Origin of the sequence: Mycobacterium sp. SMC-14, from assembly GCF_046250075.1 — a bacterium.
Taxonomy (GTDB): Bacteria; Actinomycetota; Actinomycetes; order Mycobacteriales; family Mycobacteriaceae; genus Mycobacterium.
Map to the genome: position 1 here is coordinate 245,839 of NZ_CP176429.1, position 24,083 is coordinate 269,921.

The 24,083-nt window shown below is 66.8% G+C and carries 20 protein-coding genes and 1 pseudogene; 6 read left to right on the forward strand and 15 right to left on the reverse strand.

Translation table 11 applies throughout. The annotated features are described in order from the left end of the window. Positions 1 to 15 precede the first annotated feature (15 nt). The 3 genes from ACKY0W_RS01165 to ACKY0W_RS01175 form a co-directional block, all read right to left on the reverse strand. A complete protein-coding gene (locus ACKY0W_RS01165) occupies positions 16 to 840 on the reverse strand; it encodes a hypothetical protein (protein ID WP_409436041.1) in 825 nt (274 codons plus the stop codon). A 70-nt stretch (positions 841 to 910) separates the two neighbouring features. After that, positions 911 to 1,207 (reverse strand): hypothetical protein, encoded by a 297-nt coding sequence (locus ACKY0W_RS01170; RefSeq protein ID WP_046286628.1) that lies wholly within the window; start codon positions 1,205 to 1,207, stop codon positions 911 to 913. Positions 1,208 to 1,372: 165 nt separating this feature from the next. Continuing rightward, a complete protein-coding gene (locus ACKY0W_RS01175; RefSeq protein ID WP_409436042.1) occupies positions 1,373 to 1,810 on the reverse strand; it encodes an Hsp20/alpha crystallin family protein in 438 nt (145 codons plus the stop codon). Positions 1,811 to 2,028: 218 nt separating this feature from the next. On the opposite strand from ACKY0W_RS01175, the gene nirB reads away from it, so the two are divergent. Then, on the forward strand, positions 2,029 to 4,596 hold the full coding sequence (nirB, locus tag ACKY0W_RS01180; RefSeq protein WP_409436043.1) for a nitrite reductase large subunit NirB: 2,568 nt from the start codon (positions 2,029 to 2,031) through the stop codon (positions 4,594 to 4,596). Continuing rightward, positions 4,593 to 4,961, forward strand: coding sequence for a nitrite reductase small subunit NirD (nirD, locus tag ACKY0W_RS01185; protein WP_406758975.1), 369 nt, complete (start codon positions 4,593 to 4,595; stop codon positions 4,959 to 4,961). Before nirB ends, nirD begins: the two co-directional genes overlap by 4 nt. Here nirD and ACKY0W_RS01190 read toward each other — a convergent pair. The 12 genes and pseudogenes from ACKY0W_RS01190 to ACKY0W_RS01245 form a co-directional block, all read right to left on the reverse strand. Next, the gene (locus ACKY0W_RS01190) at positions 4,958 to 6,091 is read right to left on the reverse strand and encodes a uroporphyrinogen-III synthase (RefSeq protein WP_409436044.1); all 1,134 of its coding nucleotides are present in this window, start codon (positions 6,089 to 6,091) and stop codon (positions 4,958 to 4,960) included. The genes nirD and ACKY0W_RS01190 overlap by 4 nt on opposite strands. A 1-nt stretch (position 6,092) precedes the next feature. After that, the gene (locus ACKY0W_RS01195) at positions 6,093 to 7,484 is read right to left on the reverse strand and encodes a nitrate/nitrite transporter (protein WP_409436045.1); all 1,392 of its coding nucleotides are present in this window, start codon (positions 7,482 to 7,484) and stop codon (positions 6,093 to 6,095) included. 225 nt (positions 7,485 to 7,709) lie between these two features. Further along, positions 7,710 to 8,402, reverse strand: coding sequence for a sirohydrochlorin chelatase (locus ACKY0W_RS01200; RefSeq protein WP_409436046.1), 693 nt, complete (start codon positions 8,400 to 8,402; stop codon positions 7,710 to 7,712). Next, positions 8,399 to 8,689: pseudogene (locus tag ACKY0W_RS01205) on the reverse strand (winged helix-turn-helix domain-containing protein); the annotation flags it as partial. The gene ACKY0W_RS01200 and the pseudogene ACKY0W_RS01205, both read right to left, overlap by 4 nt. Before the next feature lie 95 nt (positions 8,690 to 8,784). After that, positions 8,785 to 10,182, reverse strand: a complete 1,398-nt coding sequence (locus ACKY0W_RS01210; protein WP_409436047.1) for an MFS transporter — start codon at positions 10,180 to 10,182, stop codon at positions 8,785 to 8,787. A 226-nt stretch (positions 10,183 to 10,408) separates the two neighbouring features. Next, complete coding sequence (locus tag ACKY0W_RS01215; RefSeq protein ID WP_409436048.1) at positions 10,409 to 11,632, reverse strand: sodium-dependent bicarbonate transport family permease; 1,224 nt, start codon at positions 11,630 to 11,632, stop codon at positions 10,409 to 10,411. Positions 11,633 to 12,075: 443 nt separating this feature from the next. After that, positions 12,076 to 12,621 carry a GNAT family N-acetyltransferase gene (locus ACKY0W_RS01220; RefSeq protein ID WP_409436049.1) on the reverse strand — a complete coding sequence of 182 codons (546 nt, stop codon included), beginning with the start codon at positions 12,619 to 12,621 and terminating at the stop codon, positions 12,076 to 12,078. 8 nt (positions 12,622 to 12,629) lie between these two features. Next, positions 12,630 to 13,526, reverse strand: a complete 897-nt coding sequence (locus ACKY0W_RS01225; protein WP_409437912.1) for a 5-oxoprolinase/urea amidolyase family protein — start codon at positions 13,524 to 13,526, stop codon at positions 12,630 to 12,632. 5 nt (positions 13,527 to 13,531) lie between these two features. Beyond that, positions 13,532 to 14,188, reverse strand: coding sequence for a 5-oxoprolinase subunit B family protein (locus ACKY0W_RS01230; RefSeq protein ID WP_409436050.1), 657 nt, complete (start codon positions 14,186 to 14,188; stop codon positions 13,532 to 13,534). Positions 14,189 to 14,284: 96 nt separating this feature from the next. Further along, the gene (locus ACKY0W_RS01235; RefSeq protein ID WP_409436051.1) at positions 14,285 to 15,232 is read right to left on the reverse strand and encodes an ABC transporter substrate-binding protein; all 948 of its coding nucleotides are present in this window, start codon (positions 15,230 to 15,232) and stop codon (positions 14,285 to 14,287) included. 20 nt (positions 15,233 to 15,252) lie between these two features. Next, a complete protein-coding gene (locus ACKY0W_RS01240) occupies positions 15,253 to 18,852 on the reverse strand; it encodes a hydantoinase B/oxoprolinase family protein (protein WP_409436052.1) in 3,600 nt (1,199 codons plus the stop codon). 3 nt (positions 18,853 to 18,855) lie between these two features. Further along, positions 18,856 to 19,767 (reverse strand): TetR family transcriptional regulator, encoded by a 912-nt coding sequence (locus tag ACKY0W_RS01245; RefSeq protein ID WP_409436053.1) that lies wholly within the window; start codon positions 19,765 to 19,767, stop codon positions 18,856 to 18,858. A gap of 155 nt (positions 19,768 to 19,922) precedes the next feature. Between ACKY0W_RS01245 and ACKY0W_RS01250 the strand changes: the two genes are divergently transcribed. The 4 genes from ACKY0W_RS01250 to ACKY0W_RS01265 are packed head-to-tail and all read left to right on the forward strand — an operon-like array spanning position 19,923 to position 24,072. Beyond that, on the forward strand, positions 19,923 to 21,134 hold the full coding sequence (locus tag ACKY0W_RS01250; RefSeq protein WP_409436054.1) for an acyl-CoA dehydrogenase family protein: 1,212 nt from the start codon (positions 19,923 to 19,925) through the stop codon (positions 21,132 to 21,134). Continuing rightward, a complete protein-coding gene (locus tag ACKY0W_RS01255; protein ID WP_409436055.1) occupies positions 21,131 to 22,156 on the forward strand; it encodes a phosphotransferase family protein in 1,026 nt (341 codons plus the stop codon). The genes ACKY0W_RS01250 and ACKY0W_RS01255 overlap by 4 nt, the downstream gene beginning before the upstream one ends. 28 nt (positions 22,157 to 22,184) lie before the next feature. Then, positions 22,185 to 22,946: an SDR family NAD(P)-dependent oxidoreductase gene (locus ACKY0W_RS01260; protein ID WP_409436056.1), complete on the forward strand. Its 762-nt coding sequence runs from the start codon at positions 22,185 to 22,187 to the stop codon at positions 22,944 to 22,946. A 40-nt stretch (positions 22,947 to 22,986) separates the two neighbouring features. Next, a complete protein-coding gene (locus tag ACKY0W_RS01265) occupies positions 22,987 to 24,072 on the forward strand; it encodes a PucR family transcriptional regulator (RefSeq protein WP_409436057.1) in 1,086 nt (361 codons plus the stop codon). The last annotated feature ends 11 nt before the right edge of the window (positions 24,073 to 24,083 follow it).

Below are 24,083 nucleotides of genomic sequence, written 5' to 3' on the forward strand. Positions count from 1 at the left end.
GTGTGATCGCGGCACTTAGCCGACGAACCGGAAATCGGTGATGACGCCGCTGGACACCAGGGCGACGTAGAGGTCGGTAAAGGCCAGCGTGCCCAGGGTGATCCAGGCGAACTGCTGGTGGCGGCCGTTGAACCAGCTGATCTTCGTCCAGAACCAGTAGCGGACTGGGTGTTTGGAGAAGTGGTTGAGGCGGCCGCCGAATACGTGTCGGCAGGAATGGCAGCCGCCGGTGTATGCCCAGAGCATCGCCACGTTCGTGAACAACACGATGTTGCCCACTCCGAGCCCGAATCCACCGGGCCCGTCGTCGGAGTGCAGCGCGGCGAACGCGTCGTAGGTATTGAGCGCGGCCAGCGCGAACGCGGCGTAGAAGAAGTAGCGGTGGCTGTTCTGCAGGATCAGCGGGAAGCGGGTCTCGCCGGTGTAGTGAGCTCGGGGTTCGGGTACCGCGCACGCCGTCGGCGACTGCCAGAAGGCGCGGTAGTAGGCCTTGCGGTAGTAGTAGCAGGTGAGCCGGAAACAGAGCAGGAAAGGCAATACCAACGCCCCCAGGGGAATCCACCAGGGGAACTCCGGTAACCAGACGCCCAGGTGGCTCGAGCCGGGAACACACGACGCGCTGATGCACGGCGAGTAGAACGGCGTCAGGTAGTGGTACTTGTCAACCCAGTAGGCGCTGCCCCAGAACGACCGGATGGTCGCGTAGATGATGAACGCGTCCAGTCCGAGATTCACCCGCAGCGGAGAGAGCCACCAGCGGTCGGTACGCAGGGTGCGATTCGCGATCCGCGCGCGAGTCGCCGAGAAGACGCCGGGACGGTTCACGGCGGGTGCGCTCATTCTGTTGGGGTTCCCTTCGGCTCAGTTCGTCGGAGGGCGCCCCTTGGCCGCAAGCAGCACCCGGTGTGGGTCAGTACCTGCCTTGGCCGCCGACGCCTTCGTCGTCGACGTCACGCCAGAATTCACTGTCGTATTCCGTGTCGGGAATGGTGATCTTCTCGTGCGACCTCTCGGCCGCCCAGCGCTCCAAGTCCATCTCTCCGGCATCGGATTCGAGGAGTTGAACATCGGTGAGGATGCGTTCGGCGTCCAGTTCGATGCGGCGCATTCCGGGAATGTCTCCGAACCGGGTCTTCAGCCCCAGCACGCAACGCCGCAGGTCACCAATCAGGGTGTGCAGTTCGGCGAGTTCGGTAGTGCTCGACACCAGACCTCCTCGGGTGGTACGGATCACAGTACGTTCACCCGATGCTAGTCACACAAGGAACGGAACGTGAGACAGATCACGTTGTGCACGCGATGTGTTGAACGCCGAAAACCCCCACACACGGGCGTGTGCAGGGGTTTTCGGGTCTGGCGGTGCCTCGTCGGCCTACCTGGTGATGGCGATGGTCTGCGGCGAGGTACCCGCGTACACGCCGGCTACCCGGACCGTCAGCACGCCGGCGTCATACGACGCGGTCACGGCGTCGCCGGTTACGTGCGCCGGAACCGCGAACGAGCGGCGGAACGCGCCGTAGCGCACCTCGCGCAGCGTGCGATCGGTGTCGGTGTGCTCGTCGCGCCGTTCGCCGCGCACCACCAGGCGGCCTTTGTCGAGTTCGACCGTCACGTCCTTGTCGACATCGATGCCAGGCAGTTCCAGGCGGACCACGGCGTCGTCGCCGTCCTTGGTGATCTCAGCGGCCGGGCTGAACCCGTCCGGCGTGGGCTTGCGCCAGTCGGTGGCCGTGGCCGGGCTGAAAAAGTCGCGGACCCAACGGTCGGTGTCGAAGGGGGGCTTGCGCTGCCACAGTGTCAGGGTGCTCATGGGTGTCTCCTTGCGGTGATCGCTGCGTGCCGGTCGGGTGCCGGTCCGTCACCGGATAGAACTTGAGTCGATCCCGCTAAAGTTCCGTGTTCGCCGAGGGTGAACGACCACGTCAGATCGGCTTCTCGTGAGCGGCCTCACAGCCGCGTGAGCACACCGTCACACGCTTGTAACGTATGGCGATATTCCGGCAATATCGGCTTCCTAACCTCTTTTCCATGACCACGATCGAGACCCCGCGCGCCGTCAAAGACCTTGTCGTGGTCGGACACGGCATGGTGGGGCACCGCTTCGTGGAGGCGCTGCGTAGCCGGGCCGACGGCGGAAACTGGCGGGTCACGGTGCTCGCAGAGGAGGCCGACCCCGCGTACGACCGGGTCGGGCTGACGTCCTACACCGACGGGTGGGATCGATCCCGGCTGGCGCTGCCGGGCAACGACTACGCCGACGACGAGCAGGTGCGCCTGATGCTGAGCACCCGGGTCGAGAAACTCGACCTGGCCGACAAGTCGGTGCTCGCGGCCGATGGACAGCGGTACGGCTACGACTCCCTGGTGCTGGCGACCGGGTCGCGCGCGTTCGTCCCCCCGGTCCCGGGCCACGATCTGCCCGGGTGCCACGTCTACCGAACCCTGGACGATCTGGATGGAATCCGGGCCGACATCGAGTGCATGTTGGAAGCCGGGAACACCCGCGCCGGAGTGGTGATCGGGGGCGGGTTGCTGGGGTTGGAAGCCGCGAACGCGCTGCGCGCCTCGGGGATCGAACCGCACATCGTCGAGATGGCGCCGCGACTGATGCCGCAGCAACTCGACGACGCCGGCGGTGTGCTGCTGAGCCGGATGATCTCGGAATTGGGTATCGCGGTGCACGTCGGCGTGGGTACAGAGTCCATCGAGCAGCTGACCCACCAATACGGCTCGCCCACCCTGCGGGTGCAGCTCTCCAACGGCGACGCGATCGAGGCCGGACTGGTGATCTTCGCTGCCGGGGTGCGTCCGCGCGATGAACTGGCTCGTGAGGCCGGCCTGGCGATCGCCGAGCGTGGCGGCGTGTTGACCGATCTGTCCTGTCGGACCAGCGATTCCGATGTGTACGCGATCGGCGAGGTGGCTGCCATCGAAGGTGTCTGCTATGGATTGGTCGGACCCGGATATACCAGCGCCGAGGTAGTCGCCGATCGACTGCTCGAGGGTGTTGCCGAATTCGGTGAGGCCGACATGTCGACCAAGCTCAAGCTGCTCGGCGTCGACGTGGCCAGCTTCGGCGACGCGATGGGAGCGACCGAGAACTCGCTGTCGGTCGTGGTCAACGACCCGGTGAAGCGGACCTACGCCAAGTTGGTGCTCTCCGACAACGCCAAGACCCTGCTTGGCGGGATCCTGGTCGGCGACGCCTCCTCCTACGGCGTACTGCGCCCGATGGTCGGTGCGGAGTTGCCCGGTGATCCGCTGGACCTGATCGCCCCGGCCGGCTCCGGTGAGGGCAAGATCTCGCTGGGGATCAGCGCCCTGCCCGGGGCGGCGCAGATCTGCTCCTGCAACAACGTCACCAAGAGTCAGCTCTGCGACGCGATCGCCGACGGCTGCCACGACGTACAGAGCCTGAAGACCTGCACCAAGGCGGGAACCTCTTGCGGCTCCTGCATTCCGCTACTCAAGGAGCTGCTGGTCGCCGAGGGCGTCGAGCAGTCCAAGGCGCTGTGCGAACACTTCGCCCAGTCGCGCGCGGAGCTCTTCGAGATAGTCCAGGTCACCGGAATCCGCACCTTCTCTGAACTACTGGAACGGTTCGGCACCGGCTACGGCTGCGACATCTGCAAGCCCACCGTCGCCTCCATCCTGGCCTCCACCGGATCCGACCACATCCTCTCCGGCGAGCAGGCCGCTCTTCAGGACACCAACGACCACTTCCTGGCCAACATTCAGCGCAACGGCAGCTACTCGGTGGTCCCGCGGGTTCCCGGCGGTGAGATCAAGCCCGAGCACCTGATCCTGATCGGCCAGATCGCCCAGGAATTCGGCCTCTACACCAAGATCACCGGCGGACAGCGCATCGACATGTTCGGTGCCCGGGTGGATCAGCTGCCCGCCATCTGGCGCAAGTTGGTCGACGCCGGCATGGAATCCGGTCAGGCATACGGCAAATCGCTGCGGACCGTGAAGAGTTGCGTGGGCAGCGACTGGTGCCGCTACGGGCAGCAGGACTCGGTGAAGATGGCCATCGACTTGGAACTGCGCTACCGCGGGCTGCGCGCGCCGCACAAGATCAAGATGGGTGTGTCGGGCTGTGCCCGCGAGTGCGCCGAGGCGCGCGGCAAAGACGTCGGTGTGATCGCCACCGAGATCGGCTGGAACCTCTACGTCGGCGGCAACGGTGGTATGTCGCCCAAGCACGCCCAGTTGCTCGCCAGTGATCTCGACACCGAGACCGTCTTCCGCTACGTCGACCGGTTCCTGATGTTCTACATCCGCACCGCCGACCGCCTGCAGCGCACCGCGCCATGGATCGAGTCGATGGAAGGCGGTCTCGACCATGTCCGCGAGGTCGTCTGCGACGACTCCCTGGGGCTGGCGGAGGAATTCGAGGCAGAGATGGCCCGCCACGTCGACAACTACACCGACGAGTGGAAGGGCGTGCTCGACGACCCGGAGAAGCTGTCGCGCTTCGTGTCGTTCGTCAACGCCCCCGACGCCGAAGACCCGACCGTCGCCTTCACCGTGCGCGACGGCCGCAAGATCCCGTTACCCGTCCCGGTAGTGCGCTCATCTGAGGAGGAATCATGAGCACCAACAACATTGACACTTGGATCACCGCCTGCCGCTACGACAGTCTGATCCCCGGACTCGGCGTCGGTGTCCTGCTCGCCGACGGTAAGCAGGCGGCGCTGTTCCGGCTTGACGACGGTTCGGTTCGCGCGGTGTGCAACATCGACCCGTTCTTCCGGGCTGCGGTGCTGTCCCGCGGGATCGTCGGTGACCGCGGCGGCCGGCTGTCGGTCATCTCGCCGCTGAAGAAGCAGGCCTTCGCGCTCGACGACGGCAGCTGCCTGGACGACCCGAGCGTCTCGGTGCGGGTCTACCCGACTCGGACCACCGCCGAGGGCTATGTGCAGATCGGCCAGACCGTCCCGGAGAGAGCGGTCGCTTAGCCCGCCTCCTGGTCCACTTGGTCCACGGCCAGGCGATACCCCCGCTTGACGACGGTGGCGACAATATTCTTGTCGCCCAAAGTTGTCCGCAGCCTCAGTACGGCGGTCTCCACCGCATGAGTGCTGGCACCGTTGCCGGGCAGTGCCTCGAGCAGGGTCTGTCGTGAGACGACTCTGCCGGGCCGGTGCGCCAGCGCTCGTAACGTAGCCATGCTCGCGGGCGACATCGGCTTGGGCACCCCGTCCACTATCACGCAATTGCCGCGGACTTCGATGCGATGGCCGGCGGCGTGAACCGTGTGGGTGCGCAGCCGAGGCAGCTCGTCGACGATATGGCGTGCCAACGCGCCCAGTCGCATTCGTCGCGGCGAAGAGGTCGGAACCTCCAGGAGCGCCAGGGGCCGCGCGGTCAACGGTCCTACGCACATCGCGTGCACATCGGACCGCAGCGCGCCAAGCAGAGCGTCGGAGATGCCGAGATCGGCGGCCCGGGTCAGTGTCGCCATCACGGCGGCTGCCGAGGTGAAGCTGACCGCGTCGAACTGGCGTTGGGCGATCTGCGAGGTGAGTTGATCGAACTCTCCGCCGGGATGGGCCGGCCGCCATCGGTAGACCGGGATGGGTAGTACCTCGGCGCCCGCCTTGCGGAATTGGTCGAGCAGCTCGGGGGCGGGATCCCAGTCGCCGGTGGTGCCGTGCAGCTGCACTGCCATGCGGGCGCCGGCAACAGTGGATTTCAGATAATCGACCACCGCGGCTGACGACTCAGATTCGGGCGACCACTCCTCGGGCAAACCCACGGTGCGCAAGGCGCCGACGGCCTTCGGCCCACGGGCCACGATGCGGGCGGCGGTCAGGGCGGTGATCAGCTGATCGGCGATGCCCCATCCTTCGGCGGCGGCGATCCAGCCGCGGAAGCCCATGGCGGTCGTCACAATCAAGACGTCGGGCGGTTCCTCGATCAATGATTCGGTGCGCCCGCGCAATACAACGTCGTCGGTCAGGTCGATCATGGTGATGGCCGGGGCGGCGCAGACCGAGGCGCCGTGGCGCCGCAGCATGGTGCAGAGCTCGTCAGCGCGCCGCGCTGACGTCACCGCGACCCGGTAGCCGCTCAGCGACGTGGACACCTTACGCCGGCGCCAGCGCGGCCCGAGCCGGTTGAGTGGCGAAGAACGGCCGACGTACGTACCTCAGCCAGGTCAGCGCCGCGGCCCCGACATAACCGACCAGGAAGATCCAAAATGCCGTCGTAGCCGAGCCACTGGAGATATACGACTGGCGCAGAGCCAGATTGATCCCGACGCCGCCCAATGCGCCGATTGCGCCGGCGAATCCGATCAGCGCTCCCGACATGGCTCGCGCCCAATGCCGACGGTCGCTCTCGTGCATGCCCATTCGGTGGCTGCGGGCCTCGAAGACCGACGGAATCATCTTGTACACCGAGCCATTGCCGATTCCGGACACGATGAACAGCGCGACGAAGCCGATGACATAGCCCACCATCACGGCGCCGGACGTGGGACCGCTGCGATGGCTGTCCAGGGTGCTCACACTCACGAGCAACCCGGAGGCTGCGAACAAGCCGCCGAAGGCAGCCAGTGTGACTCGGCTGCCGCCGAGCCGATCGGCCAGTCGACCTCCGAAGATCCGCGAGATCGACCCCAAAAGCGGTCCCAAAAAGGCGATCTGAGCAGCATGCAAGGAGGCCTGCGCCGGGCTCTGGCCGCCGCCCACGAAGCTGATCTGCAGCACCTGGCCGAACGCGAAAGAGAATCCGATGAAGGAGCCGAACGTCCCGATGTAGAGCAGTGCGACGATCCAGGTGTCCAGCTCGGGAAGGATCGAGCGCATTGCGGTCAGGTCGGCCCGTTGGCCGTCGAGATTGTCCATGAACAGCGCGGCACCGATCGCCGCAACCGCGAGGACGACCAGGTAGATCGCACACACCCAATACGGCTGACGATTACCCACGGTGGCTAGCACTCCCAGCCCGACCAGCTGGATCAGCGGAACCCCCAGGTTGCCGCCACCGGCATTGACCGCCAGCGCCCAACCCTTGAGTCGGTGTGGATAGAACGCGTTCACATTGGTCATCGAGGCGGCAAAGTTGCCGCCGCCCAGACCCGTTAGCGCCGCACACACCAGGTAGGGCCACAGCGGCAGGCCCGGATGGGCCAGCAGGCCCATCATCCCGACGGTCGGGATCAGCAGCACCAGCGCGGAGAAGATCGTCCAGTTACGGCCGCCGAATGCCGCGGTGGCCAGCGAGTACGGTATGCGCAGCACGCCGCCGGCGAGCGTAGCCGTGGCTGCCAGCAGGAATTTGTCACCCGCGGTGAAGCCGTACACCGACTCGGGCATGAACAACACCATCACCGACCAGATCGACCAGATGGAGAAGCCGGCGTGCTCGGCAATAGTCGACCAGATCAGGTTGCGCCGCGCGATCTTGTCGTTGCCGGCCGTCCAGGCCACGGTGTCTTCGGGATCCCACTGGGTTATCAGGTGTGAACGAGCCATGTGGTCACGGTAGAAATCTTTCGTTACCGCAATGCTGCACGAGATGACTCGCCCGTGAACTTCTCCTCACGGTGCTACCGGCCGCGTGTGAGGGGCCGGAGTCGGTCCTCCGAACGCGGCGGAATGCACGGGGCGCGCCTATCAACATGGCGGGGCCAGAAAGGAATTCAGGAAGCCTGGTTCAGCGCGAACTCCGCGCGGACGAGGACCGTTGCTGAAAGCGGTCTAACGCACTGGAATCCGCGTCTGGGCGGTGATGAACCGGTCGGCGACGACCCGGGCGATACCGGGATGCGTACCCAGCGGCTCGGTCACCAGATCCGCACCGGCGTCGCGCAGGCGGCGCTGGAAAAGGCCGTCGGCCAACAAGTACGATGCGATCACCACGCGCGAAGCGCCTTGGCTGCGCAGGTCGGCGACGGCCTCACCGACGCTGGGACCGCCGGTAGCGGCGAACGCCACCGTGACCGGCGAACCGAGCAGCCCGGAAAGCATCTCTGCTGCGTGCTTCAAGTCGTTGTGCGCGAGCGGGTCTGATGAGCCGGCCGCGGCGAGAACCACCGAGTCTCCAGCGTGCCAGCCTGATTCGGTCAGCCGAGCGGCGACCACCGCGGCGACGCGATCGTCGGGACCCAGCGCCGGAGTGATCGTGACATCGGGGTGACCGCTGGCCGCGACCTGGGTGGGTACGTCGACGCGGACGTGGTAACCCCGGGCCAGAAAGGCGGGTACCAGGATCGCCGGGCGACCGCTCTCGGCCTCAGCGGCAAGGATCTCCGACGGGTTGGGTCCCAGCACGTCGACGAAGGCCACGCGCACCGGTTGCCCCAACAAGGTGCTGACCTGTTCGGCGAGTTCGCCGATCATGACGATCCCCTCGGGCTGACGGGTGCCATGCGCCACCAGGATGGGAGTCATGCTGCCCCCTGCTCGCTGTCGACCGCCAGTCGGTATCCGCGCTTGACCACCGTGGCGACGATCTGGCTGTCGCCCAGCGCTGTTCGCAGCCGGAGCACGGCCGACTCGACGGCATGCGTGCTGTTGCCGCGCCCCGGGAGGGCGCGCAGCAACGTGTCCCGGGCAACCACGTTGCCCGGACGAAGCGCCAGGACGCGCAGGGCGGCCAGACCGGCTGGAGAGACCGGTTTGACCATCCCGTCCACGAGAACCCGGCTTTCCTCGATCTCGATGCGGTGACCGGCGGCGTAAACGGCGGTACTCATGTATAAGATTTAGCCCCAGCCGATTTCATCTGTGTTACCGACCGATTTCGGATCCGTTGCCCGATTCGTGTTCCGGGTCACGCCGAGATCTTCTCGGCCGGAACCCGGGAGCTTCGGGCGCCCCGCACCCGCGGGGGACGCCGAACGTACATCACCCAGGTCAGTGCTGCAACGGCGCAGTACGACGCCAGAAAGACCCAGAACGCCGGTGTCTCCGTTCCCGAGCTCGCGTAGGCCTGACGCAGGATCAAGTTGATGGCGACCCCGCCGAGCGCGCCGACCGCGGTGGCGAACCCGATCAAGGCGCCGGAATGCGAACGTGCCCAATGCCGGCGCTCGGCTTCGTCCGCGTCCAGTGAGCGACTGCGCGCCTCGAAGATCGACGGGATCATCTTCAACACCGATCCGTTACCCATCCCGGCGAGGATGAACAGCACCATGAATGCGGCGATGTAGATCACGATCGTCGATGTGGTTGCGCGGCTGTTGTGGTCGTCGATCGTGCTGGTCACAAGCAGAACGGCTGACGCCACGATCATGCCGAGGAACACCACCAAGGTGACGCGGCCGCCGCCACGGCGGTCGGCAACCCGGCCGCCGTAAATGCGGGCCAAGGCACCCAACAGCGGGCCTAGGAACGCGATTCTCGCAGCGTAGAGCGCCGCCTCGGCGGGACTGTGGCCGGCCTTCTCGAAAGTGACGTGCAGCACCTGGGCGAATGCGAATGCGAAGCCGATGAACGAGCCGAACGCTGCGCAGTACAGCGCCGAGACGATCCAGCTGTCCGGGACCGACAGGATCGACCGGATGCTGCCCACCTCTTCCATGCCGTGGTCGAGGTTGTCCATCCACAGGGCTGCGCAGGTTCCGACCACGGCAAGCAGCACCAGATACACCGAGCAGACCAATTCGGGCTTGGTGTTGCCGACGGTAGCCAGTACCAATAGGCCGACCAGTTGGATGGCTGCCACCCCGAGGTTGCCGATGCCGCCGCACAGTCCGAGGGCGACACCTTTGAGCCGTTGGGGGTAGAAGGCGTCGACGTTGGCCAGCGACGCGGCGTAGTTGCCGCCGCCCAGGCCGGTCAGTGCGGCGCACACCAGGTACATCCACAGCGGTTGGCCGGGGTTGACGAGCAACAGCAGCGTCCCGACGGTCGGCACCAGCAGGATCAGCGAGGACGCCACCGCCCAGTCCCGGCCGCCGAACTTCGCGGTGGCCCGAACGTAGGGCACGCGGACGCATCCACCGACCAGAGTGGCAACCGCGGCCAGCAGCAGCTTGTCGCCGGGCTTGATGCCGTAGACCGACTCGGGCATGAACAGCACCACCACCGACCACAGCGACCAGATGGAGAACGCGACGTGGGTACTGGCGGTGGACCAGATCAGGTTGCGTCGTGCGATGGCGGCGTTGCCGGTCTCCCAGGCGGCGCAGTCCTCGGGATCGAAATTGCTGATGTGGCCGTTCGTCATGCGATCTCCTCAGGCTCTGGGCCATCGCCACGCGGACAATCTCGCATCACGATGGTCGGTGTGCGAACCTACCGACCCGATCTGGCAAGTGGCAGAACAGAACCTGAAAATGCGGTGGGCACACGGCCTCTCAGTGGCCCACGTCACGTAATGGCCGCGCGCGCAGGATATTTCGCCTGGTTGGCCGACAGAGTGGAGAAGCGTTGCGTTCGGTTGGAACCTTCTGTCAGCTGACTGGAAGCCAGGTATTGACAGCCTTCGCGATCTGGAGATACAGCGGAATCCCGATGGTCACGTTGTAGGAGAACGTCAGGCCCAGCGATGCGGCCAGTGGAACCGTCGGACTGGCCTCGGGGATCGCCATGCGCTGCACCGCCGGAACGGCGATATAGGAAGCCGCGCCGCACAGCACCGCGAACAGCACGTAGCTGCCGGCTTCAAAATGGATGCCGGTGATCTGCGAATAGGTGTGGATGATGAAAATTCCGGCTGTCGCAAAGAGGTTGGGGGCCAACAACCCAAAGGCGATCAGACCGCGTCCCGCCGAGCGCAGGTCCTTGAGCTTGCGTGAGGCAGTCATTCCCATTTCGAGCAGGAAGAGGCACAACATCCCCTGGAACGCGGTGACGAAGACGTGGTCACCGTCCTCGATGACCGAGGCGCCCTGCAGGCGGCCGACGAAGCCGATGAGAATCCCACCGAACAGCAGGTACAGGCCCGGGTTGAGCAGCACCTCCCGCATCAGGGCTCCGCTGGGCTGTGCTGAGGTCGTAGTCGCCGTCGCCCCACTCGACGCGGCGTGCTCCTGCCTTTGCAGCGCGAGGTCGATCTCGTCTTGGATGCCCTGGTCGTGCCGCGTCGTGGTGCGTGATCCGTTCGCCTGGGCGGTGGCGGCGACGAGTTGCCGGCTGGCCTTCTTGTTGTAGCCGGGCTCGTCGGCCATGTTGCCGCGGGCGTCCATTCCGCGTGCACGCAACCGTGACACCAAGACTAGGGCCACGATGCAGCCGGGGATCTCCATGACAGCAAGCATCACCGGCATGTAGGCGTCGAACGCGATATCCAGCGTGGCGAGCACGCCAAGGCAGGTGGCGAAAGTGCCGGCGGAGTCCGACCCGTAATACCCGGCGACGGTGGCACGGTCGATACGTCTCATCTTGGTCATTCGGGTGAGCAGCCAGTAAGCGACGAATCCGATGATCAAGTTGGTGGCGAAGCCGAGCACGACGAAGCCCAGCACGCCGCCGATGTTCGACGAGTCGACGGTTGCGAGCTCTTCGCCGCCACGCCACCCGATGGCGAGCAGCAAATACAACGTCAAGCCCTGATACAGCACGTAGGGGAACTCGAACTGGATCTTCAGCAGGGGGATGAGGAACCCCATGTAGAAGAAAAGCAAGAGTGGCTTGAACAAGTTGTGGGTGAAGTTGTGCCAGAACTCGTACAGCATGAGGTTGCGTCTTTCGAGAGGGGGACGTGCAGGGCCGGGGCAAGCCGTGACGGTCACACCATAAGGCCACTTTTGTTGGGCGTCGCCCTGAAGTCAGCCCCCTGCGACTATTGGCAGCAGAGTGGCAGGGAGCCGCAGAATCCGGCCTTGCGTTCAAGGTGTCGCCGTGCCGGGTGCGGGAAGCCGGCGTGACCGGCGCGGCGGGTATGTCCAGGTCAAAGCCCTAAAAGCTTCCCTGGCGGCGGCGAACGGCCGTATTGCCGGGGTCGCCGCGCCGGTTCGCCTGTGAGGCTGACGCAATATTAAGTTAACAATCAATCCTGGCGACGCTTGAATCGCACGGCTGATTCTTATGAACACCGCAGGGATTGTGAGCCACCTCACTGGAGTCCCGCCTGGTCACCGCGCATACACCGAATGTCTACGGTCTGTTAACCGTGCGGCTACCACACGTGGCCGTCGCGCCAGTCGCAGGTCAACTCGGCGGAGGTGTCCAGATCGGTGTCCACCGGCATGACAAACACGGTGCCGTCCGCCTCGGGAGTACGCACCGGCCCGGTGGGGGCCAGGACGGCAGTGGGTCCGCGCCACAGCAACCATCCCCGGGCGGTGTACAGCCGGCGGCTGATGCTGGGCGAACTGAGCGCGCCGAGTTCGAAGGCGCCGCGGATCACCTGCTCGCACGCCTGGAGTACCGCGGTGCCCAGGCCCCGCTCCCGGTGGTCGGCCTGGACGGTGACGGCTTCTATATAGCCGCACCGCAGCGATCTGCCGCGATAGAGCAGCTGGCGCCGGATCACGCAGCCGTGAGCGATCAGGACGCCGTGGTGCCAGATCAATGCGTGCATGCCGCCGAGCGCGTGCTGCCAGTCGGCGTCGGAGAGTGTGCCCCCGGAGGCCTCGGTGACCAGCCGATGGGCGCCGCGGCGGGTCTCCTCGTCCAGATCGCTGGTGTGGATCAGGCGGGCGGTATGCACCTGGCCGGGCACCCGAGGGCCTACCAGGCCGAGCGCGAGGCGGGATGCTGGCGGGGCCGCGACCAGTGCATCCGCACCGTCTGTCCGGGCCGGACTTGGGCCAAGGTGTCGATGTCCTCATCGACCACTACCCCGACCACCGGGTAGGCCCCGGTCACCGGATGGTCGGGGCCCAGGATTATCGGAAAGCCGTTCGGCAGGATCTGGATGGCGCCCCGGTCGGCACCCTCGGCGGGCAATTGCCTTTCTGGCCAACGGTATTCCAACGGCATCCCCACCAATCGCATGCCGACCCGGTCGCTGCGGTTGCTCACCAGCCAGTTGGTGCGCACCATGATGTCGGGGTCGACGAACCAGTCGTCGCGCGGCCCGGGCGTCACCCGTAACTCGACCACATCGTCGGGGATGGTCGCCACCGGTGCCTGGTCGATCTCGGGGTAGGCGCCGGTCCGTTCGCCGATCGGCAGCACATCGCCGTCACGCAACGGGGCCGGGCCGATCTCACCCATCACGTCGTAACTGCGGGAACCCAGTACCGGGGTGACGTCGATTCCGCCTCGCACCGCCAGGTAGCTGCGCAGCCCCGACCGTGCTGTGCCCAGGGAGACCACCTGGCCGTCGCGGACATGTTGAATGCTGTTGGTGCCGAAGCTGACTCCGTTGACATTCGGGTCGGTGTCGGCGCCGGTGACCGCGATGTCGACGTCGCCGCCGTGGACGCGCACGGACAATCCGCCGAATGCCACCTCGATGGTGGCGCGATCGTCGGGATTGGCCAACAGTCGGTTGGCCAATCTGTGTGAGCGACGGTCGGCGGCGCCGGAACGGCTGACGCCGAGATGCCCTAACCCGGCCCGGCCCAGATCCTCGACCAGGGCCAGCGGGCCGGTGTGCAGAATTTCCAGGGTGGTTGTCATGGCGGTCACGCGGCCCGGAATTGCACCGACAGGCCCGGTGTCAACAGTGCCGGGGCAGGACGATTCAGATCCCACAACACGGCGTCGGTGTGGCCGATCACCTGCCAGCCGCCGGGCCACTGACGCGGATAGATGCCGCTGAACTGGCCGGCCAGCGCCACCGAACCGGCTGGAACCGGACGGAGCTCGGCGCGGCGGGGCACCTGCAGCCTGGGGTCGCCGCCCAGCAGGTAGGTGAAACCCGGTGTGGATCCGCCGAAGCCCACCAACCAGGGCGTGGCGGTATGGGCGTTGATCACCTGGGCAACGCTCAGGCCGGTGTGGTCGGCCACCTCGGTCAGGTCCGGCCCGTCGTAGATGACGTCGACCACCACGTCCGCGGGGCCGCCTGAGGCGCGAGTTCGGACCGCGTCGGGGTCGACGTCCAGGGTTGTCAGGCGGCGCCGGACACCTGCCAGGTATCTGGGTGCGGCCACTTGCACCAACACCGTGTGCGACGCCGGGACGATGTCGACCACGCCGGGCAGCGCGGCGGAATGCAGCGCCGCGGTCCATGCCAGCACATCGGTCGTTGAGTCGAACTGCAGCAGCAAGGCGCTGTCGCCATAGTCGAGGACCATGTCGGTCTTGGTGAAATCCGTGAAATCCAATGCCACGCTCATGCCACGACCGTAGCCCCGAATGGCGGCAAATAGTGACGTAGAACACAATTCTGCGGGGTATGCCAGAGGGGTCTTACCGAACGCGCAGAGTCGGCCCTAGCCGGTGATCTTGGCGATCAGCGCCGGTAGCTGCCCGGCCACCAGCGGGTAGCTCAGCGGGGAGGCGAAGGCGATAGCGCCGGCCTGGTCTTTGGTCGTGAAAATGCTGCGCGACTCGAACCCGGCGATACCGGGATCGGCCAGCAGCGCCGCGCGCTCGTCGTCGCTCTCGGTGGTCCAGATCAGCACGTCCGCGCCGCCGAGTGCGGATGCGATCCGGTCGTGCTCGATCACCGAGGGTCCATCGGCGACGGTCAATCCCATCTGGGTGAGAAACGCAGTTCGCCACCCGGTGGCGGCGCTGACGTTGCCCTGGTCCAGTCGACCGGCCAGCAGCAGTACCTTCTTGCCTCTGAAGCCCGGGCGCGCGCCGGCGACGTCGGTGAACGCGGCGTCGACCCCGTCGACCAGCGACTGCATCTGCTGACTGCGATGCACCGCCTTGCCGATGGCGGCGGCCTGAACCTTCCAGGGCTCGAAGAAGGCGTCGCGACCCGACTGGGGCACGGTCGGCGCGATGGCCGACAGCTCCTGATAGGTATCGGCGTCCACGCCGGCGTTCGTCGCGATGATCAGATCCGGTTTGAGGTCGGCGATCTGCGCGACCGCAATCCCGTTGTCCAAGTTCAGCACCACCGGCTTGGCGTCCCCGAGCTGCCGCTGCGCCCACGGCCACACCGCAAAAGGCTGGTCACCGAACCAGTTGGTCACCGCGATCGGAACGACGCCGAGCGCCAGCAGGTCGTCCTGCCCGGTGTAGCCGGCGCAGACCACTCGGGTGGGTGGCTCCGGGACGGTCGTCTCACCGAAGATGTGGGCAATGGTGATCGGTCCTGGTGCGCCGTCATCGCCATGCTCATCCGACGAGCAGGACGCCAGCAACGCGGCGGCACCGGCCGCGCCGCAGAGGCCGAAGAAACCGCGCCGGCTCCACTGGTCCCGCATCGGGTGAGATTAACCCGCGATCAGCGGGGCTCGCCATACCCGCCGCCGCCCGGAGTCTCGATCACCAGCACATCGCCGGGGCCGACGTCGGTGGAATCGCAGCCGGCCAACTCGGTCACCGAGCCATTCGTGCGTTCCACCCGGTTGCGTCCCAGCTCGCCGGTCCGACCGCCGGCCATGCCGTAGGGCGCGACCCGCCGATGTCCCGTCAGCACGCTGACGGTCATCGGCTCGCAGAACTCGATCTTGCGCACGCCGCCATCACCCCCGTGCCAGCGTCCGGACCCGCCGCTGCCCTGCCGGATCGCGAACTCGCGCAACAACACCGGGAAGCGCATCTCCAGAATTTCGGGGTCGGTGAGCCGCGAGTTGGTCATGTGGGTCTGCACCACCGAGGCCCCATCGAAGCCCTTGCCCGCGCCCGATCCGCAGCCCAGCGTCTCGTAGTACTGGTGGCCGGCGTTGCCGAACGTGACGTTGTTCATGGTTCCGGAGCCTTCGGCCTGGACCCGCAGCGCAGCCAGTAGTGCGCCGGTGATGGCTTGGGAGGTCTCGACGTTGCCGGCGACCACCGCGGCCGGGTAGGCCGGCGAGAGAAGGGTGCCGTCCGGGATCGAGATCCGCAGCGGCCGCAGGCATCCATCATTGATCGGGATGTCGTCGGCTACCAGAGTGCGGAACACGTAGAGCACCGCGGCGGTGGCCACCGAGGACGGCGCGTTGAAGTTTGTGGCCAACTGGGGTGATGTTCCGTCGAAGTCGATGGTGGCACCCCGCGCCGCGCGGTCGACGGTAATGCGCACCGCGATCGTTGCGCCGGAGTCCATCTCATAGCGGTACTCGCCGTCATCGAGCGAATCGATGACCCGACGCACCGCCTCCTCGGCGTTGTCCTGGACGTGGCGCATGTAGGCCTGTACGACATCCAGCCCGAAATGCGAGATCATGGAGCGGATCTCGTCTATGCCCTTCTGATTCGCGGCGACCTGCGCTCGCAGATCGGCGAGGTTGGTATCGGGGCTGCGGGAGGCGAATGGGGCCCCCGTGAGATGGTTCCGGGTCGCTGTTTCGCGGAACTGGCCGCCGTCGACCAGCAGCCAGTTGTCGAACAGCACGCCCTCCTCGACAACGGACTTGCTGTCGGCGGGCATGGAACCCGGCGTGGTCCCACCGATTTCGGCGTGGTGACCGCGTGAGGCCACGAAGAACAACACGGGGTCGTCCGGGGTTGCGGCTTCGGCGTACACCGGAGTGACGACGGTGACGTCGGGCAGGTGGGTGCCGCCGTGGTACGGGTCGTTGACCGCATAGACCTGGCCGGGCTGCATCGTCGAAGCCCGGCGGGCGATCACTTCCTTGACGGTCGCACCCATCGATCCCAGGTGTACCGGGATATGCGGCGCGTTGGCCACCAGATTGCCTTCGGCGTCGAACAATGCGCAGGAGAAGTCCAGCCGCTCACGGATGTTCACCGACTGAGCGGTGGCCTCCAGCCGGGTGCCCATTTGTTCGGCGATGGACATGAACAGGTTGTTGAAGATCTCCAGCAGCACCGGATCCGCCGCGGTCCCGGCCGCGGCCGGTGCTGCGGTGGTCAGCCGTTGGAGCACCAGTTGCCCGTCGGCGGTCAGCTGGGCCTGCCAGCCGTCGTCGACGACGGTGGTGGCGTTGTTCTCGGCGATGATGGCCGGCCCGATCACCACGTCGGTGATCGAGTCCCGCCGGTGCAGCGGCGCGTCCCGCCAGGCGCCACCGGTGTAGAGGCGCACGACTTCGCCGGCGTGACGAGATGCGTCGGCAGCGCTTCGCTGCAACAGCTCAGGTTGCTCGGTGAGGCCGGTCGCCTCGACCGAGACCGCCTCGGCGATCAGCGGACGATCCATCAGGAACGAGTACATGCTGCGGTGGATGTCTTCGAACGCCGCCGTCATCGCGGCGACGCCGTCGAATTCGACCGGGATCGAGGTGTCGGTGCCCTGGTAGCGCAGCTGAACTCGGTGGATCACCCGTGTCCGGTCGGGCGGAATGTCCTGGTCGGCGAGCTCGGCGCGAGCCGCCCGCTCCAGGTCGTCCGCGACCTCTCGCAACCCGGTGAGGGCGGTGGAATCCAGCTCGGTCTCGACGGCGCGCTCGCGGATCACGGTGGTGTCGGCCAACCCGATCCCGAGTGCGGAGAGCACGCCCGCCATCGGCGGTACCAACACCGTACGGATGCCGAGCTCGTCGGCGACCGCGCACGCGTGTTGTCCGCCGGCGCCACCGAAGGTGGTCAGGGCGTAGCGGGTGATGTCGTAGCCCTTGGCCACCGAGATCTTCTTGACCGCGTTGGCCATGTTCGCCACGGCGATGCGCAGGAACCCTTCGGCGACCTGCTCGGCCGTGCGGTCATCGCCGGTGGCGATGAGGATGTCGTCGGCCAGGGCGGCGAAGGACTGTCCGACCGTCGCAGCATCCAGCGGTTCGTCACCGGCCGGTCCGAACACTGCTGGGAAATGGTCTGGTTGGATGCGCCCGAGCATGACGTTGGCATCGGTGACGGTCAACGGTCCCCCGCGCCGGTAGCAGGCCGGGCCCGGGTCGGCGCCCGCGGACTCCGGGCCCACCCGATACCGGCTGCCGTCGAAGTGCAGGATCGAGCCGCCGCCGGCCGCGACGGTGTGGATGTGCAGCATCGGTGCTCGCAGCCGCACGCCGGCGACCTCGGTGGTGAACACCCGCTCGTATCCGCCGGTGGCGGTGTAGTGCGAGACGTCGGTGGAGGTTCCGCCCATGTCGAAACCGATCACCGAGTCGAAGCCGGCGATTGCCGACATTCGAACCATGCCGACGATTCCGCCGGCTGGGCCGGACAGAATCGCGTCCTTGCCGCGGAAATGATCTGCCGCCGCCAGCCCCCCGTTGGACTGCATGAACATCAGTCGCACGTCGGTGAGCTGGTCGGCCACCTGTGCGACATAGCGGCGCAAGACCGGTGACAGATAGGCGTCGACGACGGCGGTATCGCCGCGTGGGATCAGTTTCGGCAGCGGGCTGACCTCACACGACAACGAGATCTGGGTGAAACCGATCTCGCGGGCTAGCTCTCCGATTGCCCTTTCATGCACCGGATTTCGGTAACTGTGCAGGCATACCACCGCGCACGCGCCGATACCCTCGGCGCGGGCGGTGCGCAGCTGTGCGGCCAAGTCGTCCAGATTCGGTGCCTGCAGCACCGTCCCGTCGGCGGCGACGCGTTCATCGACCTCGATGGTGCGTTCGTAGAGTTGCTCGGGCGTCACGATGTGCCGGTCGAAGATGCGCGGCCGGTTCTGATAGGCGATGCGCAGTGCATCGCCGAAACCCCGCGTGATGACCAGCAGGGTGCGTTCACCGGCGCGCTCCAGCAGGGCGTTGGTGGCCACCGTCGTGCCCATCCGCACCGCATCGATCAGCCCGGCCGGGATGGGCGCCTCGCCGTCGAGCTGCAGCAGGGCACGGATTCCGGCCACCGCCGCGTCGCGGTAGTGCTCCGGATTCTCCGACAGGAGCTTGTGCGTGAGCAGTCGTCCGTCGGGGTGGCGCGCCACGATGTCGGTGAACGTGCCGCCCCGGTCGATCCAGAACTGCCATGTAGCCGACACGGGTCACATTCTGCCGTCGGGGGACGCCGGCGGGGAAGCCAGTCCTAGGCCGCGCGGCTTGGTGAGCAGCGAGACCGCGAAATCGGCGTAGGTGCGAGCCGTTTCCTCCGGGGTGGCGGGACCGTCGGCGTTGAACCATTGCGGCAGCGAGGTGCACATGGTCGTGATGGCGCGGCCGGCGATCCGGCGGTCGAGAACATCGGCGATGTCGACATCGCGCTCCCGCGCTGCGCGGTCGATGGCGGCGTCCAAGGTGTGCTGCAGTTGATTTCGTGAGTCGGCGATACTCTGCCGATTCGTCGCGGTAAGGCTGCGCATCTCGCTGGCTCCGATGAAGGCCAGCTTCTGGCGGTGGGTGTGGAACAGGGCCAGCGCTTCGACGACCAGCCGCACCTCCTGCAGCCCTGTTGCGGCGTCGGCGCGGGCCGAGGTGACCCGCCAGTGCAGTTCTGACATGGTCAGATCGAGTATCGCGACCAGCAGCGCCTGCTTGTCGGGGTAGTGGTGGTAAATCCCGGGCACACTCATGCCCGCGCGTGCGGAGACATCCCGCATGGAACTGCCGTGGTAGCCGGTTTCGACGAACGCGTCGATGGCCGCGGCCAAGACGCCGTCGAGGGCCAGCGGCGGAAACCTTCGCCAGTCGCGCTGCCCGGAATCGGCGGCGTCGGCGCGCGCGTGGTCCAGGTGCGTCCCGGCCGCCGAGACGGTGCCCGCCAGGATCTGGGCCGGTGTGACGCCCAGTGCCCCGGCGCACTCCTGAAGCCTCGACACCGAGATCCCGGTCTTGCCGTTCTCGATGGCGCTGATCGTGGCGGGACTGACCCGCAGACAGTGGGCAAGCTCGCGCACGGTCAGACCCCGGGCCCGACGGGCGGCGCGGATCGCCGTGCCGCATCCTGGCGATCCCCCCACGAACACCTCCGGTTTGTTCAGTAATCCTGAACTATACCGCACGGGTTGGCGCTGGCTTACGGTTGATTTTGACGGGAAATACTCTTCTGTGTCACAGTCCGTAGTGTTCGGGCCGAGCGAACGGTCGGTCATTGCGAGAGTGGTGATGGGGTGTCATGGCGATCGAGTTGAGCTACTCGCCGGAAGTGTCGGAACTCGTCGAAAAGACGCGGGCGTTCATCGAGGACGTGGTCCTGCCGGTGGAGGACCGCTTCGGCGGGGACATCGCGGCCGCGGGCGGGGACGCCGCGGTGCAGGAACTGCAGGCGGCGGCTCGAGAAGCGGGTGTGTTCGCGCCGCACGCTCCCGTCGAGTACGGCGGGCTGGGCTTGAACATGTCCGACCGGGCGCCGGTGTTCGAGGCCGCCGGGTATTCGCTGTTCGGCCCGGCCGCGGTGAACATCGCCGCCCCCGATGAGGGCAACGTGCATCTGCTGGCAGAGGTGGCCAGCCCCGAGCAGAAGGCGCGCTACCTCGCGCCGCTGGCGGCCGGCGACGTGCGGTCCGCGTTCGCGATGACCGAGCCGGGGCCGGGCGCGGGTTCGGACCCGGCCGCGCTGACGACCAAGGCGCAGCGCCGGTCGGGAGATTGGTACATCACCGGCCGCAAGTGGTACATCACCGGCGCCGACGGCGCGGGATTCTTCATCGTCATGGCCCGCACCTCCGGGGAACCCGGCCAGCGCGGCGGCGCCACCATGTTCCTGGTCCCCGCCGACACCGCGGGTCTGACCGTCGGCCGACACATCCCGACCCTGGACCGGTCCATGGTGGGCGGCCACTGTGAGGTGTTCTTCGACGACGTTCGGGTACCCGAGGAAGCGGTGCTCGGCGAGGTGGACCGCGGCTTCGAATACGCCCAGGTGCGCCTCGGGCCTGCGCGCATGACCCACGTCATGCGCTGGCTCGGCGCCGCCCGCCGTGGTCACGACACCGCGCTGTCGCACGTCGTGGAGCGTCAGGCATTCGGATCGGCGCTCGGCGATCTGGGCATGATCCAGAACATGGTGGCCGACAACGAAATCGACATCGCCGCTACCCGAGCCCTGCTGGTGCGCGCATGCTGGGAACTCGATCAGGGCTCTGGTGCCGGCGACGCGACGTCGATCGCCAAGACGTTCGCCGCCGAGGCGATCTTCCGGATCGTCGACCGCAGCGTCCAGATGTGCGGCGCGCTCGGGGTCACCGAGGACCTGCCGCCGGCGCGGCTTTCCCGCGAGGTGCGTCCGTTCCGGGTTTACGACGGCCCCTCCGAGGTGCACCGCTGGGCCATTGCCAAGCGGCGGGTCGGGGCGGCACGGCGCGCTCGCAAGGACGCCGCACAGTGACGGTCGAAGCCCTGGATCCGGTTGCCCTGCGGCAATACCTCATCGCCAACGACGTTCCGGTTCGCGGTGAGCTCACCGTCGAACTGATCGCCGGTGGCCGCTCCAACCTCACCTTCAAGGTCAGCGACGAATCGTCGGCGTGGGTCGTGCGCCGACCTCCGCTCGGCGGCCTGACCCCGTCGGCCCACGATGTGGGCCGCGAATTCGTGGTCACCGACAAGCTCTACGGCACCGGTGTTCCGATCGCACGACCCGTGGCACTCGACGCCGACGGCGCGGTCTGCGGCGCGCCGTTGACCGTCACGGAGTTCGTGACCGGACGGGTCTACCGGCACAAGGACGATCTGGACACCCTGTCCGACGCGGAACTGGCGGCCAACGCCAAGGCGCTGGTGCAGGCTCTGGTGGATCTGCACGCGGTCGACTACCGTGCCGTCGGGCTCGAATCCTTCGGTAGGCCAGACGGATTCCTGGAACGTCAGGTGCGCCTGTGGGCTCGCCAATGGGAGCTGGTCAAATCGCCTGCCAACGATGAGGCGCTGTCCGATGATGTCTCGAAGCTGGCCGCGGCACTGGCCGGCGCCATCCCACAGACATCGCAACCCTCGGTGGTGCATGGCGACTTCCGCATCGACAACACCATCTGCGATCCGGAGCGGGCGGACGTCATCCGGGCAGTTGTGGACTGGGAGCTGTCCACCCTCGGAGATCCGCTCACCGACATCGCCCTGATGTGTGCCTACCGGTCACCGGCATTCGACCTGGTGTTCGGCCACCCCGCCGCGTGGACCAGTGCACGCCTGCCATCGGCCGACGCCCTCGCCGAGGAATACGCACGGCTGTCCGGCCGTGACCTGAGCGGTTGGAACTTCTACCTGGCGCTGGCGAACTTCAAGATCGGGGTGATCGCCGAAGGAATCACCCACCGAGCTCAGCACGGCGCGAAAGACGTGCAGAATGCCGGTGAAGCGGCACAGGCTGCGCCGGAGTTCATCACTGCGGCGCGAAATGCGTTGAAATAACCGTAAAAAGTCGAGAAAGGTGAGTCGGGTGAGCGTACTGGACAAGTTCCGGATGGAAGGCAAGGTCGCCGTGGTGACCGGGGCGTCCTCGGGTCTCGGGGTGTATTTCGCTCGGGCCTTCGCCGAGGCCGGCGCGGACGTGGTGCTGGCAGCGCGGCGGGTGGAGAAGCTCGCGGAGGCGGCCGAACTCGTCACCGCTGCCGGGCGCGCAGCCCTGCCGGTGGCGACCGATATCGCCGACCCGGAGGCAGCGACCAGAATGGTCGAGGCGGCCATTGAGCGATTCGGCCGCGTCGATGTGCTGATCAACAACGCCGGCATCGGAACGGCGCACCCGGCCACCCGGGAAACCCCCGAGCAGTTCCGGGAGGTCATCGACGTCAACCTCAACGGGGCCTACTGGGCGGCGCAGGCCTGCGGACGGGTGATGGCGCCGGGTTCGTCGATCGTCAACATCTCCAGCGTTCTGGGGCTGACCACGGCTGGGTTGCCGCAGGCGGCGTATGCCGCCAGCAAGGCCGGACTGATCGGTCTGACGCGGGACTTGGCGCAGCAATGGGGCAGCCGAAAAGGTATCCGGGTCAACGCGATTGCTCCCGGCTTCTTCGCCTCGGAGATGACCGACCAGTACCGACCGGGCTACCTGGACAGCGTCGCCCACCGAATCGTGCTGGGCCGGATGGGCGACCCGGAAGATCTCGCAGCCTCGGTGCTGTGGCTTGCCTCGGATGCCGGCGGCTACGTCACCGGACAGACCATCGCGGTCGACGGCGGCTTCACGATCAACTGAAGCCGCCGATCCCGTGGCGGATCCGCGATAGCCTCGGCTGATGGATCCCGAGCCGATCCGGCTGTCCCAGCTGGATTCCGGTGCCGATGCGGTGCTGCGGGTCGTCGCGCATTTCGACGCACTCGTCGAGTCGAACGCCGATACCGAGACAGTGATCCGGTCGGCCGAGTCCGTCGCGCAATGCCCGGTGACCGTGCGATGGATATCGGAGACCGAACCCGAGATCCGACTGGAGCGCGCCGGCACCTCAGCGCATCCACTCGACGAGGTGCTGGCGGACCGGGTGCGTCACGCGCTGCGCATGGCGGCGTCGCGGGCGGGAGCAACCGTCCGGCTGGGTGACCCCGCGCTGCTGGAACTGGTGTTGTCCGACAACGAATTACCGGCGGAGCGGGCCCGGGCGATCCGGCTGTTGGGTCTCGATGAGTCCCGCGAGGTCCGGGTGCTGGCGGTCTCGGCGGGATCGCCCGCCGAGGCGCTGCGCGTCGTTGTGAGGGAACTGGGCGACCAACCGGTCCGCTCGGTCACGATCGGCGCCGACACGGCGCTGCTGTGTTATAGCTCCGAGGATGCCCGGACCCTGTCGGACCGGCTCGATGCGGCGATCATCGCGGCCTTTCCGCCACCATTTCCGGCACAGCTGGGCCGGGGGCCGTGGGTCGGGATCGGAGCCAAGTCCACCGTGTTCGGTGCGGCGACATCGTGGCAGCAGGCGCAGCGGGGGCTGCGATTCGCTTCGTCCACGCACTACGGGCGACGGGCGGTCGCCTACGAACGCCTGAGTGTCCTGGAGCTACTCGCCGACCTTCCGCTGGAGCGGGTGCTGCGCCACCACGATGTGGCGCGGATCAACGCCATCGCGGCGAAGCCGGCCGGGGCTCACGACGTCGATACCACCGAAGCGTTCTGCGTGCTCGGTTCGCTGCGCCGCACTGCCACCCAGTTGCACCTGCACCACAGCACGGTGGCGTCCCGCATTGCCCACGTCGAGTCGGCGATGGGCTGGGATCTGGCCGACCCGATCGATCGCTTCACGGCCACCCTGGTGCTCTTCGTGCGCCGGATTGCGCTGTCGGCGGCTGAGCTTTCCGTCACCGAACCGACAAACGTCGGGCAGAATCCGTAAACCAGCAGACG

Excerpts from the sequence above, each read along its gene's own strand:
- ACKY0W_RS01165 (WP_409436041.1), bottom strand. The coding sequence starts at position 840 with ATGAGCGCACCCGCCGTGAACCGTCCCGGCGTCTTCTCGGCGACTCGC.
- ACKY0W_RS01175 (WP_409436042.1), bottom strand. The coding sequence starts at position 1,810 with ATGAGCACCCTGACACTGTGGCAGCGCAAGCCCCCCTTCGACACCGAC.
- nirB (WP_409436043.1), top strand. The coding sequence starts at position 2,029 with ATGACCACGATCGAGACCCCGCGCGCCGTCAAAGACCTTGTCGTGGTC.
- nirD (WP_406758975.1), top strand. The coding sequence starts at position 4,593 with ATGAGCACCAACAACATTGACACTTGGATCACCGCCTGCCGCTACGAC.
- ACKY0W_RS01195 (WP_409436045.1), bottom strand. The coding sequence starts at position 7,484 with ATGGCTCGTTCACACCTGATAACCCAGTGGGATCCCGAAGACACCGTG.
- ACKY0W_RS01200 (WP_409436046.1), bottom strand. The coding sequence starts at position 8,402 with ATGACTCCCATCCTGGTGGCGCATGGCACCCGTCAGCCCGAGGGGATC.
- ACKY0W_RS01210 (WP_409436047.1), bottom strand. The coding sequence starts at position 10,182 with ATGACGAACGGCCACATCAGCAATTTCGATCCCGAGGACTGCGCCGCC.
- ACKY0W_RS01215 (WP_409436048.1), bottom strand. The coding sequence starts at position 11,632 with ATGCTGTACGAGTTCTGGCACAACTTCACCCACAACTTGTTCAAGCCA.
- ACKY0W_RS01225 (WP_409437912.1), bottom strand. The coding sequence starts at position 13,526 with ATGACAACCACCCTGGAAATTCTGCACACCGGCCCGCTGGCCCTGGTC.
- ACKY0W_RS01230 (WP_409436050.1), bottom strand. The coding sequence starts at position 14,188 with ATGAGCGTGGCATTGGATTTCACGGATTTCACCAAGACCGACATGGTC.
- ACKY0W_RS01235 (WP_409436051.1), bottom strand. The coding sequence starts at position 15,232 with ATGCGGGACCAGTGGAGCCGGCGCGGTTTCTTCGGCCTCTGCGGCGCG.
- ACKY0W_RS01250 (WP_409436054.1), top strand. The coding sequence starts at position 19,923 with ATGGCGATCGAGTTGAGCTACTCGCCGGAAGTGTCGGAACTCGTCGAA.
- ACKY0W_RS01265 (WP_409436057.1), top strand. The coding sequence starts at position 22,987 with ATGGATCCCGAGCCGATCCGGCTGTCCCAGCTGGATTCCGGTGCCGAT.